This window comes from Ruminococcus sp. MSJ-25 (assembly GCF_018917825.1).
GTDB lineage: Bacteria > Bacillota > Clostridia > Oscillospirales > Ruminococcaceae > Hominimerdicola > Hominimerdicola aceti.
The window spans coordinates 20,728-36,224 of sequence record NZ_JAHLPI010000006.1 but is presented as its reverse complement, the minus strand read 5'-3'; the positions used below and the strand labels follow the sequence as shown (position 1 = coordinate 36,224).

The 15,497-nt window shown below is 42.5% G+C and carries 12 protein-coding genes; 1 reads left to right on the top strand and 11 read right to left on the bottom strand.

Annotated elements, in window-relative coordinates; genetic code table 11:
• Positions 1 to 7: 7 nt before the first annotated feature.
• From KQH97_RS01810 to KQH97_RS01760, 11 genes are all read right to left on the bottom strand, one after another.
• A complete protein-coding gene (locus KQH97_RS01810; protein WP_216552354.1) occupies positions 8 to 3,361 on the bottom strand; it encodes a DUF4132 domain-containing protein in 3,354 nt (1,117 codons plus the stop codon).
• Entirely contained in the window at positions 3,358 to 5,088 is a 1,731-nt protein-coding gene (locus KQH97_RS01805; RefSeq protein ID WP_216552353.1) for a hypothetical protein, read from the bottom strand. Before KQH97_RS01805 ends, KQH97_RS01810 begins: the two co-directional genes overlap by 4 nt.
• Positions 5,089 to 5,099: 11 nt before the next feature.
• Complete coding sequence (locus KQH97_RS01800; protein ID WP_216552352.1) at positions 5,100 to 6,242, bottom strand: VWA domain-containing protein; 1,143 nt, start codon at positions 6,240 to 6,242, stop codon at positions 5,100 to 5,102.
• On the bottom strand, positions 6,239 to 8,635 hold the full coding sequence (locus KQH97_RS01795) for a DUF5682 family protein (protein ID WP_216552351.1): 2,397 nt from the start codon (positions 8,633 to 8,635) through the stop codon (positions 6,239 to 6,241). Before KQH97_RS01795 ends, KQH97_RS01800 begins: the two co-directional genes overlap by 4 nt.
• Positions 8,596 to 9,702, bottom strand: a complete 1,107-nt coding sequence (locus KQH97_RS01790) for an AAA family ATPase (RefSeq protein WP_216552350.1) — start codon at positions 9,700 to 9,702, stop codon at positions 8,596 to 8,598. The genes KQH97_RS01795 and KQH97_RS01790 overlap by 40 nt, the downstream gene beginning before the upstream one ends.
• 194 nt (positions 9,703 to 9,896) lie before the next feature.
• Positions 9,897 to 10,298 carry a 30S ribosomal protein S9 gene (gene rpsI / locus KQH97_RS01785; protein ID WP_041337331.1) on the bottom strand — a complete coding sequence of 134 codons (402 nt, stop codon included), beginning with the start codon at positions 10,296 to 10,298 and terminating at the stop codon, positions 9,897 to 9,899.
• 16 nt (positions 10,299 to 10,314) lie between these two features.
• Complete coding sequence (rplM, locus tag KQH97_RS01780) at positions 10,315 to 10,743, bottom strand: 50S ribosomal protein L13 (RefSeq protein WP_022287500.1); 429 nt, start codon at positions 10,741 to 10,743, stop codon at positions 10,315 to 10,317.
• Positions 10,744 to 11,136: 393 nt separating this feature from the next.
• Complete coding sequence (locus tag KQH97_RS01775) at positions 11,137 to 11,343, bottom strand: helix-turn-helix transcriptional regulator (RefSeq protein WP_117877749.1); 207 nt, start codon at positions 11,341 to 11,343, stop codon at positions 11,137 to 11,139.
• Positions 11,343 to 11,810 (bottom strand): hypothetical protein, encoded by a 468-nt coding sequence (locus KQH97_RS01770; RefSeq protein ID WP_117877750.1) that lies wholly within the window; start codon positions 11,808 to 11,810, stop codon positions 11,343 to 11,345. Before KQH97_RS01770 ends, KQH97_RS01775 begins: the two co-directional genes overlap by 1 nt.
• Before the next feature lie 10 nt (positions 11,811 to 11,820).
• The gene (locus KQH97_RS01765; RefSeq protein ID WP_216552349.1) at positions 11,821 to 12,303 is read right to left on the bottom strand and encodes a hypothetical protein; all 483 of its coding nucleotides are present in this window, start codon (positions 12,301 to 12,303) and stop codon (positions 11,821 to 11,823) included.
• Positions 12,304 to 12,520: 217 nt separating this feature from the next.
• Complete coding sequence (locus KQH97_RS01760; protein WP_216552348.1) at positions 12,521 to 13,285, bottom strand: hypothetical protein; 765 nt, start codon at positions 13,283 to 13,285, stop codon at positions 12,521 to 12,523.
• 211 nt (positions 13,286 to 13,496) lie between these two features.
• Between KQH97_RS01760 and KQH97_RS01755 the strand changes: the two genes are divergently transcribed.
• Positions 13,497 to 15,479: a type IIA DNA topoisomerase subunit B gene (locus KQH97_RS01755; protein WP_022287505.1), complete on the top strand. Its 1,983-nt coding sequence runs from the start codon at positions 13,497 to 13,499 to the stop codon at positions 15,477 to 15,479.
• Positions 15,480 to 15,497: the final 18 nt, after the last annotated feature.

Genomic DNA, 15,497 nt, shown 5'->3' with positions numbered 1-15,497 from the left:
GTTATGCCTACTTGTTTATAGCTTTTTTAAGTTGTAAGACAACTTCGCTGTAGTATCTTGGATTGACATCGCCAAGTTTCATGTTGTCATTGTATGCAGCGTCGGGAAGTCGGAAGTAAAGCTCTTCCACGGTCACGTCCTCTATCTCGTAATACCCGATGTATGTTCCTGAGAATTTAAGCTCGGCGGTCATGCCTATGTTGACGAGCTTGCCGTCAGGATCTTTCTCCTTGCCTGAGATATCATTTCTTATGAACTCATAGAAAAAGCCTGCGTCCTGTGCCTGACCTTTATACCAGCCTGCTTTGGTCATGCGGTTGACTAGAGTGGTGTTCGTTATCTCGGTATTCTTAAAGATCTCGCAGGCGGTCTTATTCTTATCGCTTTCCGCTACTTTGTATACCTTTCTTCTTAGCTGGTCGAATGGCTGTATTATCTCGTAATCATCAAGCTGTTCCAGCCAAGCTTCTTTTTCATGTTCAGTAAGCTCCAGCGGGTGAACAAGCCCTATCTGCATAACCTCGGACAGCTCTATCTCATCATCATCTGAGTTTGTAAAGCTGCCGTCGTCAAGATAACGGAACGAAGTTTTAAGGCAGCCATTTTCGTAAATACCCCATATAAGACCTATCGCAAAGCAGTGCATGAGAGGATTTTTTACAAAGAGAGCTTTCCAAGCTTCTGCTGACCACTTACGGTCAAGCATAAGCACATATTCAAGACGCTGTTTCTGTGCGCTAATAACAGTTTTCATTTGCTTTTTCATTTCCTTGAAATCAGCAGTAGCCTTTTCTGCAAGGGCAGGGTCGTCATTAACGCCTATTTTAGGGAGATTTTTAAGCTTTTTCTCGCCCTCGAATATTTCTATATCGAGCTGTGGAGTGAGATAAACGGAGAATTTTCTGCTCCCAAAATCAAAGGTGCGGCACATTTTCTCGTCAAAGCCCATGTCAGGTACTATCTTGTCCGCAAGCTCCTGCGTTGTCAAGCCAAGCTGTTTAGCGGCATTGGCAAGTGCGTCAACTGCGGCTGCTCTGACCGCACGACTCTTATATTTTCTTGAAATATTGTCTACAGTCATAAGTGCATAGGAACTGCCGTTCAGAGCTACGGCATTGACGGCTTTAACCGCAAGGGCAACACGCATATTTAATGACTGTTTCGACCATTCTTTTATGTAATCCGTCAGGCAATTTATTGCTTCATCACCGCCGTAAATGGCCGCAAAATACATTGTCCACTTTGTTTTCGCTTCTGCACCTTTTTCAAGCCAGCGGCTCAAGACTTCAAGGGCGAATGTTTCAAGCTCGTCAGCTTTGAGCTTCTGGGCAAGTGTCTTGCCCTCGGGTGGGAGGGTACCTTCGTTGGCGTTTGCATATGTAAGCAGGAGAGCCTGCAAATAGATATCCTCAGTGGCTGTATCATCGGTGAAGTGAACAGGTGCAAAAGGCTGTTCAAAAAGCCAGAGAACTTTCTTGCTTTTTGTTCCTTTGGTGAGCGCAGTCACAATGTCTTCATCTGATATTTCGGCAGGCTTTGCTTCGCTGCCCAAAAGTTCAGATATTTTCGATTTGAGTTTGTCGGATTTTTCTGTGGCATAGGCTTTTTCAAGCTCTGTGCGGTAGGCGTCAGCACCTTGATTTTCAATTATCATAAGTGCAGTTTCACGCTTGGCTGATTTTTTCTGAGCAAGAAGTTTGCAAACTTCATCGTGCCAATCCTTGTGGGCGGATATAACTTTCACAAGCTCTGCTTTTATCACCTTGCTGTTATCATCGCAAAGTTTGAAAAACTCGTCTTTGTACTTGTTGCTGTCTGCGATATCAAGAAGCCTTATATACAAAAGTCGGCTGGACACAGCCATTTTACTTACGTCGATAATGGCGGCTTTGTCTTTAAATTCAGGCATGATAGCCGTGATCTTTTTGATAATATCCTCTTTGAAGTAAGAGTTCTCTGTCTGCCAGCCCAGTGCCCGTATGATTATCTCAATAGGCAGTCCTGCTTTTATCATTGCACGGACGGTGAACTCGGTATCATGTTGAAGTTCTCTGTCTATAAGCTTGAGCGGGTCGTTCGTATCCTTTGTAGCACCTATGGAAAGGGCGGCGATACAGCGGATTATAAAATCGTCCTCGCCATATTCGCCAACATAATTCATATTCTGATGTCCGCCATTACAGGATTCTTCGTCTGCAAAAGGGAGTATGGTGTCTAATTCGGCTTTGCCTGTGATATATGCGTATATCTCGTCACGGTGTTTGAAATGCTCGGCTATATTTTTTGAGATATGTTCCTGCTGGGCGGCTTTAAGACCTACTGCCTTTGCATCATAATTCGGGTCAGTGGCTTTGAGCATTTTCTCCATTATTATGCCTAGATCAAAGCGAGCGTTCTTCATTGTTTGTATGAAGATATTGGGGTGATCTTTTGCGAGCTTTACCATTTGCACAGGGTAGTTTCCGTTTTTGTCAGGTAATTTGACAAAGTGCAGAATGTATCTATCTGTAAGACACTGTGGTTGAGCTTCGATAAGGTCGAATATCCTGTTGGTGGAAAGCTTCATATATATCAGCCCTTGGGTAAGATCGTCGCAGTATTTCACAATGTTCTTATCAAAAAATGCACGATATTCTTTTGCAAAATATGACGCTTCTGCATATGCGGCAAGAAAAAGACAGAAAACGGCTGTAGTTGTTTTGGGCTTTTTTTCGACTACTTCGCAAAGCTTTTTTATGGCAATTTCGGCTGTATCAGGAATTTTTGTTTTGCCGAGCAGGCTCTTTTTAGGCAGCTCGGTTGCGTCCAATGCGTAAACGCACAGGAGAAGCTGTGCTATGATATCGTCAGGGCTAACGTATTTGAATGTCCTTATAGCAACATCTGCGGAATAGATAGGATTTACAGTGAAAACGTAGTGTATGGATTGATCTGATCTGTGTGATATCTCTGTTGATATCCAGACTGCTTCTGCGTTCTCACCATAAAAATCAGTGAGCGGCTTCATATACATGGCTTTGTTTTCGGAATATATATAGGCATTGCCAGACAGCGCTTCTGTCATATATCGGAAATATGGACCCGTTGCCATTGAACTGAAAATAATATAACGGTCTTTAAGCTCCTCACTATCTGAATTTGATATCTCACTTTTTACAGCTTTGATAAGCTTTTCACGATAACTATACTGCATGAGTTTTGGATAGTATCTTGTTATAATTTTTCTCATCAGGTCATTGTTTCTTGGCTTTGTGATGTCAAGATATTCAAGGGCAAGGTCTATGGTCTGCTGGTCAAAACCAAGCTCCTTTAGGGCGGTTTCAAGCTTTATAAAGCTTTTGGTGCTTTCGTTGTAGATCATTTTTTCTCCTCCATATTATTTATCGCACTGAATAGTGCTAATTTTTGTGTGCAAAGTCTGATATACCGCATTGTGTTGCCTGCGGCGGTGAAGATATCAAGGCTTTTGTCTGCGGTGGTGTGTCTTGCATTTTCGCACAGCTTTGTGAAGCATTCATAACGTTTTGCAAGTTCTTCAAGTCCGCATTGGCGTATGCTTTGAGCGTGTTCGTCTGCGATAACAGAGTTCACTCCGCACTCCATTGCCGTGACTATCCTCTTGTCGGTTTCTTCGGTGGTGTCAAGAAGCTCACTACACATTCCATAGTCTTGGTCTGTATCATTCTCGACAGGTACAGGAACATTGTCAGGCGGATCAATAAAATCATAGACCTCTATTGGGAAAAGCGTTAGCCTGCCGTGGTCGATATACCCCTGTGCCAGCAGGACGTAGTTTTTGTGCTTTTCTTTTAGCATTTTGCCACCTATGGTTTCAAGCGTGGAAATAAATTCACGATTTTCTGCTGTGTATTTTGCGGTGACGGATATTTGTCTATCACAGCCGTCTTTTATAATAAAAATCTGCTGTTGAGTGTGCTTGTCAAAATATGAAGCGACGCACTCTTTGGGGTGAACGAAATAAAGTCGGTCGGTCTCCTCGTCACTTTTGCTTGCGGAGATCTTTTCCGCAAGCTCTTTGAAATCGCTGACAATAAGCTCACGGAGGGCAAAACAGTTTAGCTGTGCAGGACCTGCGCCTATGGCGTTGGTCTTTGACGATGAGGACAAATGACCCATGCTCACCTTGGCGTTTTTTAGTTTTAGTTCCGTGTGCATATAGTTGTTTAGGGAGCTGTCAAGATCCCATACAGTTGTGCTTTCGGCAAATCGTCTTGACTTTTTTTCATAGAAAGTGGGGCGCAGATCACTGTAGGTTAGAAAGCGCTGGTGAGATGTTCTGTCTTTATTTAGAAAATAGTAGATACAGCCAGTGTATTCGCCACTGACATTTCTTGTGCCTATAGGCAGGAGTTGGAGCGCCCCCTCATAGTCGGTGTATTCTCTGCGGAAGGTGCCGAGCATTTCTTCTGTGATGTCGGCTTTTATAAGCTTGTTCATGCTGTCCGCATATTCAAACATTTTGTGAGTGAATACCTGCGGGCTGAATGAAGCTCGCCTTGAAACACAGTCTTTAAGTCGGCTGCCAAGTTCACGCATTTGTCTTTCTGCCTCAGCCATTCTCAAAGCGTGGCAGGAAACTGCGGCAAGCTCAAAATTATCGGGGTCGCTCTCTTCGGCTCTTACAAGACCTCGGGTAAATATTCCAGACATTATTTTCATGCACTGTTCGGCACATCCTTTTATCTTTTTCTGGGTATCCTGAGAAAGCGAATTTATTTCAGGTTGGTCGGGAAGTTCAATTTCTGCTTGTTGAGGCTCGGAGGTTATGACCTCTGGAGTGATATCCTCGCCGTCGTACTGTGGAAGCTGTGCTTTCAAAAGCAGTATGGCCGTGATAATGTGCCTGCACATTCCTCTTGAAACACAAGTGCATTGACTTTCATCAAGTGGTGATTTTATGGTGCAGGTTTCACCGTCTAATTTTACTATGTAACATTCATGGATTTTTTCAGCCGAAAGGGTCATGTTTTTGGATTCCTTCAACGCACGTTTGTAAATGCCCTTGTTTGAAAGCTCAATAAGCGTTTGTTCGTTTGCAATGGCAAGCTGTTTATCGATTACGTCCAAGATGTCATCTCCTATGCAAATATTTTTCCGATGTAATCCCCAAGCTTATCAGGGGTAAGACCGCCAACGAATGAGCCAATATCTGCAAGCTTCTGACCTGTCGCCTTGTCATAGGCAGGGTCGGCATTTTCATCAAGGGCGGTAAGGAATGAGAGATGTGCGCCGCTTGTGATTATATTTTTGCTGACGTTCATAAGCTGTGCTTCACTGCCGCCCTCGTAAAGGTCTGTCACCACAATAACACAAGTGTCACGGGGCGTAACGATAAGGCTTTCGCAGTAGGAAAGGGCTTTTGCAATATCTGTTCCTCCCCCAAGCTGAACGCTCATTATTGTCTGAGCAGGGTCGTCTGCATGGTCTGAGAGGTCAACGATGCTTGTATCAAATATGATGAGCTTCACCTCTGCAAATGGCAGTTCGGAAATTATCTGCGCCATTACTGCACTATAGATGACTGAACCGAGCATTGAACCGCTTTCGTCTATGGCTATGATAATGCGCTTTTTGTTATGCTTTTTCACACGTCCACTGAAATAGATATCTTTAAGTATAAGCTGATTGCTTGCTTTGTCATAGTTTTTCAGGTTTCGGCGGATAGTCTTTTTGAAATCGAGGTTTGCAGAGCATTTCATAACTGACGATGTGTTTTTATCAAGCCTGCCTGTAAGGCTTCGCTTTATGGTCATATCAAGCTTTTGTTTGATATCGTCTGCCACCTGTTTTGCTATTTTTACAGCCGCCTGCAACACCTCGCCGTTCATGAGATGTTTGAGCTGAATGATAGTTTTAAGCAGTGCTATATCTGGCTTCATTTCTTCAAGAACCTTTTTATCGGTAAGAAGCTCGGTCATGTTGAACCTTTCCAAAGCTTGACGTTCAAGCACATCGGCGGTCTGCTTTGGAAAAAGCGTTCTGACTTTTGTTATCCATTCTGCGGCGTTTAGCACACTGCCACCCTGACCGCCTTGCCTGCTGTTCTCGTTCCTTACATCGTCACCTTGCGCACGGCTATAGAGATAATCGAGTAGCTTTTCCATATCCTGAAACGTTATTATCTCTGCTTTGTCACCGGTAAAGGAAAGGCTTTTGTCAGACATTCCGCCCAGCACGAGCCGCCAGCGGTTGACGGATATGGCTTTGTTTTCATCTGTCATGGCTTTTCCTCCTCAGACAAAAGTTTGACTATCTCTTTATCTATTTCCCCACCGAAGCTGTATAGCCTTTCGTTTATAGGTTTTTTCACAAGAAGCTCAGCACTGTCAGCGTCATAAAGCTTTGCGACAGCGGTGGCTGTTTGCTGTATTTCATAGGGGGTGAAACAACTGAAAGCAAGCTTCATGGAGGGAAGTATCTCTATAAAATCGTCATAGTCAAGTCCGCAGATAAGCGTGTCTGTCATTCTGATGAAAGAATCGTCCGTCATGATGATATCACGGGCGGCATTGAAAAGTCCGTGAAGGAACTCCGCTCCTTGTATCTGAACATTCCTGTCGCCTTTGAGATAGCTTGACATTGCCTGTTCAGCAAGCTTGCGGCGGTGGGGGTCAAAGGCATAAAGTATGCCAAGTGCTGTGCCGTAAACAAATGGGTCTTTATCAGATTTGCCGCAGAGGGAAAGCAGGGCGTTTTCATAGTCCTGACGATATTCTCTAAAGCCGTCAGTGACAGCTTTCTGCATTGCGTACATTATCGCTGCACATTCTGCAATGTGGTCGTCTTTCACCGACGCCATATCAGGCAGTGCTGTGATTATCCTTGTCATGCACCGCTTTGCACAATTTTCTGCGGCGGAAAACTCGGTATTATAAAGCTGTTGGAGTTCCATAAGAGTTATAAAATGCCTTAGACCTCTGCCTACAGAGAAAAAGTCACCGTCTGAGTTAAGAATGTTCTCGGCACAAGCTTTGTCATCATCAGAGAGTTCTAAGCCCATTTGGAAGCAGTCCACAAGGATATGCGCCGCAACATCACAGTGCTTTTCGTGGCGAAGTGTTCTTGAAGCACAGGTGCGGCAGGCTTCTTCAATGGTGAAGCCGTCGGCAGTATGGTCTATGAGTGCAACGTCTGTGGCAGGAACTTTTTTGTATGCCCATTCTTCACGGACACGGCTTCTGTCTTTTCGCCTATGTAAATCAGGTCCTTTTGTTCGCTGGGCAAAGTATGTGCCTAGAAACACCATTCTATGGAAAAATCTGCTTAGTTCCATGCCGTTTGCAGTGGTAAAAAGTGAAACTTCCGCTTTATTAGGAGTTACTGTTTTTATTTTAAGTCGAAACTTTTTGCACTGTTCTTCAAAATCAGCGATAAGCGGAGGAACGTGGTTTATATCACCTATATGACCTGTCTTGTCGCCTGTGGCAAGTTTGTGCATAAGGTCGATAGGCAGGGCGGAGGATATTGTTTTCTCTCCCTTGATAAATGACGAGGTTATGGCGTCCTCAAGCTCGTAAAGTCCACATTCATGACAGCCACGAAGTGCGGCAAGTCCACTCATCATAGACTGCGCTGCGGAAGCGTCAGCCATTGACACTGGGATATCATGTTTATCACAGGCTCTCACTGTACCTATGAGCAGGTCAAGAACTGTGTCGCTGTAAACACCTGCCGGGTCATTGCAGTGGATTAGCTTGTTCATCACGCAATCATAAAAATAAGGACGCTGGATACCAGAGGCATATCCACTGAGAGCGTCTGCTGCTTCATAAGAATAAGCTACGGGGAAACAGCCCTCATCTTTTTGAGAGAGCTTGTGAAGCTTTTCTTTTTGGATATTGTCACTTTTCAAAAGTTCATAAAGTCCCAAACTGTGGAATCCGCCTGTTACAGCAAGGACTTTTTTGTTATCTTTAAGTGCTTCTTTGATACGCAGAGCCATATGGTTTTCTCTTGCAAGAGTGCCGTCTGCCGCAAGATCATCTTCTGTTTCGTCATTTCGTGTGATAATGCAGTAGGTGTACATTTGCTGTACAAAATCTTGTACAGATAGTCTGAGCCCCTCTATCTCAAAATACTTCTCCCAGAACTCTTCAAAGGTCCTTAGATCTGTTTTCTCGCAAAGCTTTTTGCAGAATTTGCTGTATATAAGTCTGCTGTCATCAGTGTAGCTGTGTTTGTCCTTATTACTCCGCAGGCCTTTATTTTCTGCGGTGGTAATAAGTATCTCGCTGTAGGGAAGATCTATAAAGCGTGCTTCTATATCCATGGCTGCGGCTATTTTCAGAGCGTTATACTCAGGTGAAGCATAGATAAAAGGGTAGTAGCATTTATAGTCCTCGGCTTCATCACTGATGAGCTTTTTTCTGTCCTTGTAGTAATAATAGAAAGCCGCAGGGAGCTTAGTTCTCTCGTCCGTCAACACACCTATCATATCATTGGCGTTTTCAGGACCCTCTATAAGTATGACATCGGGCTGATATTCTTTAATTGCTCTGATGAGTTGCCACGAGCAGACAGGGCTGTGGTGTCTTACAGGAAAAAGCAGAAATGGCTGAGAATAGTCAAAAGGTATTATTTCAGATACTTGGCTGTATCCAGATATTCTGTCCATATGCCTCCCTCACTTGCACTTTTTTCCTTAACAGCGATCCTGAAATAGCTTTTGAGCTTTTCAAGGTCGTCTTTGTTTTCCTTACAAACTGCTCCTAAAAGATTCTGCGTAAGCTCTTTGAGATCAGTTTTTCCGTCACCATAATAATATGCATTGCTCATAGTCTGATAGAAAACTGACACAGCTTCTGCTGTACTCATAACAGCGTTAGGTCTTTCAAGCTTTGTTCCCTCTGAGGTAACGCCCTCACGAAGCTCATGATATGTGACAGCAAGAAGTTCAGCAGCGTCGGTGTCTATAGGCTGGTCGATATGACCTGTTTTTGCAAGGTCTTGTGCTTCGCGGATAATGATCTCCTTTTCAAGCCTTACGTCACGGACAGGCTCGACGGTCTCAAAATTGAAACGTCTTTTCAAAGCACCTGACATTTCATTTACGCCTTTATCACGGGTGTTTGCAGTACCGATTATATTAAATCCTTGCTTGGCGAAAACAATTCCTTCGTTTTCAAGCTCAGGGATATTGAGTATCTGGTCGCTCATTACAGAAATAAGGCTATCTTGGATTTCTGCAGGGGTACGAGTTATTTCCTCAAATCGTGCGAAAATGCCTTGTTCCATGCCTATGAGCAGGGGAGCAGGCACAAGGGCTTCACGGCAAGGACCTTTTGAAAGAAGCATGGCATAGTTCCAGCTATATTTTATCATATCCTCGGTAGTTCCAGCCGTACCCTGAACTGTGTTCGTGCTTATGCCGCAGCAGGCAGCAGAGAGAAGCTCGGAGAGCATAGTTTTAGCAGTGCCTGGCTCACCCACCAGCATAAGTCCACGGTTTCCAGCGAGGGTGATTATACAGCGCTCAACAAGTGCGTCATTGCCATAAAATTTACGCTTTATCTGCATTTTGCCATTGGCAGTTTTGATGATTCCGCCTAATATAAATGTTCGCACAGCCTTTGGCGACAGCACCCAATTTTCAGGCTTTTTGCCAATATCAACACTTTTTAAGGCGTCGAGTTCATTTTTGTAGCGTATCTCAACAGGCGGTTTTATGTATTCATTCGTCATAGCAATTATCTCCTAAAAGTTAATTTATCAGTAATAATTATATCATATTTTGCTGTTATTTACAATAAGCAGGGGGATATTCAGCTAAATTGACAACGAACAGATGTTTTGGTTGTGCATTTTGACAGTTAGGATCGGGTATAAAAAAAACCGCTTCGCATTTCTGCGAAACGGTTTGATAAATGAGAATGAAATTATCTCTTGGAGAACTGTGGAGCACGTCTTGCGGCTTTGAGACCGTACTTCTTTCTTTCCTTCATTCTTGGGTCACGAGTGAGGAAGCCTTCCTTCTTGAGGAGAGGTCTGAACTCATCGCTAGCCTGAAGAAGAGCTCTTGAAAGACCGTGTCTGATTGCACCAGCCTGGCCTGTTACTCCACCGCCTGTTACTGTGCAAACGATATCGTACTTATCCATTGTATCTGTTACAGCAAATGGCTGACGAACGATGAGCTTGAGTGTCTCAAGACCGAAGTAATCGTCAATGTCTCTGCCGTTGATTGTGATCTTACCTGTACCCTCGTAAACACGAACACGGGCAACAGAATGTTTTCTTCTACCTGTGCCATAGAAATATGGCTGCTTTGATTCGTACATCTAAATTGCTCCTTCCTTACAGTTCGTATTTAACAGGCTTCTGAGCAGCATTGTTATGCTCAGCACCCTTGTATACTCTGAGTCTCTTTGCAGCAGCTCTGCCAAGTGTGTTGTTAGGGAGCATACCCTCAACAGCAATTGTCATAGCTCTGTCTGACTGATTAGCCATCATATCTGAATACTTGATCTCCTTAAGACCACCGATCCAGCCTGTGTGCCACTTGTAAGACTTCTGATCAAGCTTCTTGCCTGTGAGAACAGCCTTATCTGTGTTGATGATGATTACATGGTCGCCGCAGTCAGCGTGTGGTGCGTAAGTTGGCTTGTGCTTGCCACGAAGAATGTGAGCAGCCTTAGCAGCAACTCTACCGAGTGACTGACCTTCAGCGTCGAGAATATACCATGTGCGAGTAATGTCGCCTGCTTTTGGCATATAAGTTGACATATTATTTCCTCCATTCAGAATTTTAAAAAGTCTGTTCACAGCCGCGTTTTTCGCCCTGTGAACTCACAACGTTGTCTATTATACAACAGCTTTTCACGATTGTCAATAGTCAAAACGTCGAATTTTTAATTTATATCCCTCATTCTCTTTAATTCTCTTCGTTTTGCTCCATTTCTCTCGATTTCTCACAATTCATTTCACTTTTGCCTTTTACACTAATATACACAGTAATATGGCGTAAACTAAAGATAATCATAGTATAAGCAGCGTATATTCAATATTTATCTTTTCACGTTAGAATATGTGCTTATATGTCTGTATTTGCATTTTCAGTATATGCTTTTCTTCTGCACCGAAATCCTGCAAACCGTCTGCTTTACTGTATTTTCAGCTTTATTCATCATCAAAAGAGAAGATATCCTCTACAGATACACCAAATACCTTTGCAATATCCATTGCAAGCTTTAGGGACGGATTGTATTGTCCTTTTTCAAGACGTATGATAGTTTCACGTCTGACGCCCACTTTTTCGGCAAGGTCACCCTGCTTCATGTCAAGCTTGGCACGGTATTCCTTGAGTTTCGTTTTTAGCTCCGGCATTACTCGTCCTCCTCATCGGTGCTGAGTTTGCCCTCATGGTGGAGGAAAAATCCGCTTTCAAGGGTCATATAACTGAACCAAAATATAAACCATACCTGATACAGTCTGTCGCTGTTTATCTTTATGGTTATACTTCCGTCCCAGAACATTGATATAAAGATCGCCACTGCTAATATTATCAAGAACATTTTTGTGATACTTTGATGTGCCTTGAGCATATTTTCTTTTGCCATTTCGTCCTCTTTGTCAACTTTCTGACAGCTTGCATACAGCCATATTACTGCAAATAAAGCCGTCATGGCAGCCAACACAACGAATATCACCGTCGCCCAAGTTGTATTATCAAGCTTGTAATGCTCCACCGTGTTTTCAAATATCTCTGTGACAAGTATTGCAATTCCTGTTACCATACGCTTTTTGTGATATTCTCTCAGAGTTATCTTTTTCTTTTCTTTTTTCGCTTTCATTTTTATCCCCCTAGTTCTCGTCATCATCGAACTTACTTTCAAAATACAGCCCTATAAAATTGTACACCGCATAGCAAAACCATATCAAGCCCGTTATAACATATTCATTTAGTGTGACCTTAAATCTTCCTAAAATATCGGAAAACAAAGTCATAACTGAAATAAACAGGCAGGCAATCGTGAACAGGAACGTTATAAAAGTCTGATTGACCTTTGCTGTTGTCTGCTGAGTAAGCTCGTCATTTGTATCTCTTTTGCCGACCGTGGATATCATCTTTGTTATGCATACGGCGATCAGCGCAAGCGTTCCCAAAGATACGATAAGGTTTATCACATTGGTAAGTGTGTGCCCTTTCTTTATCGCAGGCAGCACCTTTTCCATAACCCAATAGAATATCCACATCGCTCCACCCAGCGTGCCCAAAATACCCATCTGTCTGTAATACTTTTTGTATGATATTTTGTCTGTTTTTATCTCCGTTTTGTCATTCATTTCTACATCTTCTTTCATTTGTGATTTAAACAGCTGCATATACAAGGTGATTTATTTATCACCTTATGTGACAATAATATCACTTTTACCTTGCAAAGTCAATAAAAAAGTGACAAATTTATCACCTTTGTGCATATACACAAATCGTGCCATATCTGCTAGTACACATTTATGTACACTGACAATAAAAAGAGCGGAACAAAGTCCGCTCATGAAATTATTCTATTTGTGAATTTGAACTTTCTTCATTGCTACTGTCGGTGTCGCTTTTATCTTCTGTGAATATCTCTTTGCATACAGCACTAAATTCATCGTCACGGAGTGATACTTTATTTTTTATCACGTCTGAAATGGTGAATTTTCTGTAGGTGAAGCCGTCATATACTATTAAAAAGGAAATGGTGTAGTTATCAGAGCCATGTTTGCCTTTTACTGTTACTGTGTAGTTGTGACCGTTCTTTGTGCAATCCCACTTTGCGTCCTCACCCAGATAAGAAGCTATGCACTCACCGATTATATTTGATGAATTTCCCGAAAAGTTGTCAAGACTCTGTACATAACTGTTCTGTGCAGATACGAGCATATAGTCGTTGTCTATTTTTATGCTCTGCGTAAAACCATTCATGAACAGTGCAGCTATAATGAAAAATCCACACATTATTGCTTTATAAAGCTCTCTGCCGCAAAGCTTTTCACGCTTATAAACATAAAAAGGCGTTAGCCATACCCATTTGAAAAGGTGTGCAGCATCAATGCCATGCTTTATAAGCTGTTTGCAATCTGCAATGGAACAGCCTATCATGAACATCGGAACAAGTATCCACAGGAACGCTCCTGCGGTGGCAGAGTTTGCATAGTTTTCAAGAAACAAGCCGATAAGCGGAACAAAGCATATAAACCATATCAGCCCATTGTTAAGGGACATTGCTTTGGCAGAGTTTGAGTTGCTTTCGGTCTGCGGTGCATTTATCGTAATATCCATTTTTTCCTCCGATTTTTTTAAGCTACCTATATTATATAATATTTTTTTCAAATAATCAATAGCCTATGTTTTTGTTTATTAGTAACAAAACAAATGTTCGGCTTTGCTCTGAAAAATGTTTAATTAATGTATTTACAAAATCGTTGACTTTGTGTTATAATATAATTTGCATGTAAAAAATTCTTCAGATCCGTAAGAAAGGAAATGAGAAATGGCAAATAAAAAGGAATATACAAATGAAGATATAGTATCCCTTAAGGGGGAGGACAGAGTAAGAAAGCGTCCTGCGGTAATATTCGGCTCTGACGGACTTGAGGGCTGTAAACATTCTGTTTTTGAAATTCTTTCAAACTCTATAGACGAGGCTCGTGACGGTCATGGCGATAAGATAATCGTTACAAAGTACAATGACGATTCTATCGAGGTGGAAGACTTCGGACGTGGTTGTCCTGTTGACTATAACCAGCGTGAGAAAAAATATAACTGGGAGCTTGTTTACTGCGAGCTTTATGCAGGTGGCAAGTATAATAATAACGGCGGAGATAACTATGAATATTCTTTGGGTCTTAACGGACTAGGTGCTTGTGCGACGCAGTATTCATCTGAGTTTATGGACGTCGAGGTTTTTCGTGACGGATATAAGTATGACCTGCACTTTGAAAAGGGAAGAAACGTTGGCGGTCTTAAAAAGGAAGAAACAAAGCAGAAAAAGACAGGTACAAAGACACATTGGCGACCTGACCTTGAAGTTTTCACTGATATAAAAATTGAGAACGAATATTTTGAGGACGTTCTGAAAAAGCAGGCTGTAGTAAACCCTAATATCACATTTATCCTGCGTATACAGCGTGAGAACAATTCTTTTGAAGAAAAGACGTTCTATTATGAGAATGGTATCGCTGATTATGTTGCAGAGATAGCGGGTGAAAAGCCTCTGACCTCGGTGCAGTTTTTCACAGGCGACCGCAAGGGTCGTGACCGTGAGGACAAGGACGATTACAAGGTAAAGCTTTCTGTGGCGTTCACTTTCTCTAATCAGGTAAAATGTCTTGAATATTATCACAATTCAAGCTTTCTGGAACATGGTGGCTCACCGGAGGACGCTGTGAAGAGTGCTTTCACATCTCAGATAAATGCTTATCTCAAAAGCAACAATAAGTATCTGAAAAACGAGAAGCCTATTACTTTTCAGGATATCGAGGATTGCTTGGTGCTTGTTTCAAGTTCGTTTTCTACACAGACTTCATATGCCAATCAGACAAAGAAAGCCATCACGAACAAGTTTATCAAGGAGTGCATGACAGAGTTCTTGAAGCACAATCTCGAGATATACTTTATTGAAAATCCTGACGAAGCGGTGAAGATAGCAGAGCAGGTTCTTGTAAACAAGAGAAGCCGTGAAAAGGCTGAGAAGTCAAGAATAGACCTGAAGAAAAAACTTGCAGGCTCTATCGACCTTTCAAATCAGGTGCAGAAATTCGTTGACTGCCGTTCTAAAGATCTTTCACAGCGTGAGCTGTATATAGTGGAGGGCGATTCGGCGCTCGGTTCTGTAAAAATGGCAAGAAATGCAGAGTTTCAGGCTGTTATCCCTGTGAGAGGAAAGATACTCAACTGTTTGAAAGCTGACTATGATAAGATTTTCAAGAACGAGATAATCACAGATCTTATAAAAGTCATAGGCTGCGGAGTTGAGGTCAAGACGGGCAAGAACAAGGAGATATCTATGTTCAATCTTGACAATCTCCGTTGGAACAAAATAGTTATTTGTACCGATGCCGATGTTGACGGCTTCCATATCAGAACGCTTATACTCACAATGCTTTACAGGCTCGTGCCGACCCTTATTGAAAAAGGATATGTTTATATTGCGGAGTCACCGCTCTTTGAGATAACGACTTCCGACAAGACTTACTTTGCGTATGACGAGAACGAAAAGACAAAGATACTCAAAATGATAGGCAATAAAAAGTTTGATATCCAGCGTTCAAAAGGTCTTGGCGAGAACGAGGCGGAGATGATGAGCCTTACGACAATGGACCCTGCCACAAGACGTCTTATAAAGATAGAGCCTGACGATATCGAGCAGACACAATGGATGTTCGATATGCTCTTGGGTGACGATCTGCAGGGAAGAAAAGATTTCATCACCAATAATGGTGTTGATTATCTTGACATGGCGGATATTTCATAAGCTGTTTGAGGGGAGAGC

Coding starts and splice junctions, on each gene's coding strand:
- KQH97_RS01810 (WP_216552354.1), bottom strand. CDS start 3,361: ATGATCTACAACGAAAGCACCAAAAGCTTTATAAAGCTTGAAACCGCC.
- KQH97_RS01800 (WP_216552352.1), bottom strand. CDS start 6,242: ATGACAGATGAAAACAAAGCCATATCCGTCAACCGCTGGCGGCTCGTG.
- KQH97_RS01795 (WP_216552351.1), bottom strand. CDS start 8,635: ATGGACAGAATATCTGGATACAGCCAAGTATCTGAAATAATACCTTTT.
- KQH97_RS01790 (WP_216552350.1), bottom strand. CDS start 9,702: ATGACGAATGAATACATAAAACCGCCTGTTGAGATACGCTACAAAAAT.
- rpsI (WP_041337331.1), bottom strand. CDS start 10,298: ATGTACGAATCAAAGCAGCCATATTTCTATGGCACAGGTAGAAGAAAA.
- rplM (WP_022287500.1), bottom strand. CDS start 10,743: ATGTCAACTTATATGCCAAAAGCAGGCGACATTACTCGCACATGGTAT.
- KQH97_RS01775 (WP_117877749.1), bottom strand. CDS start 11,343: ATGCCGGAGCTAAAAACGAAACTCAAGGAATACCGTGCCAAGCTTGAC.
- KQH97_RS01770 (WP_117877750.1), bottom strand. CDS start 11,810: ATGAAAGCGAAAAAAGAAAAGAAAAAGATAACTCTGAGAGAATATCAC.
- KQH97_RS01765 (WP_216552349.1), bottom strand. CDS start 12,303: ATGAATGACAAAACGGAGATAAAAACAGACAAAATATCATACAAAAAG.
- KQH97_RS01760 (WP_216552348.1), bottom strand. CDS start 13,285: ATGGATATTACGATAAATGCACCGCAGACCGAAAGCAACTCAAACTCT.
- KQH97_RS01755 (WP_022287505.1), top strand. CDS start 13,497: ATGGCAAATAAAAAGGAATATACAAATGAAGATATAGTATCCCTTAAG.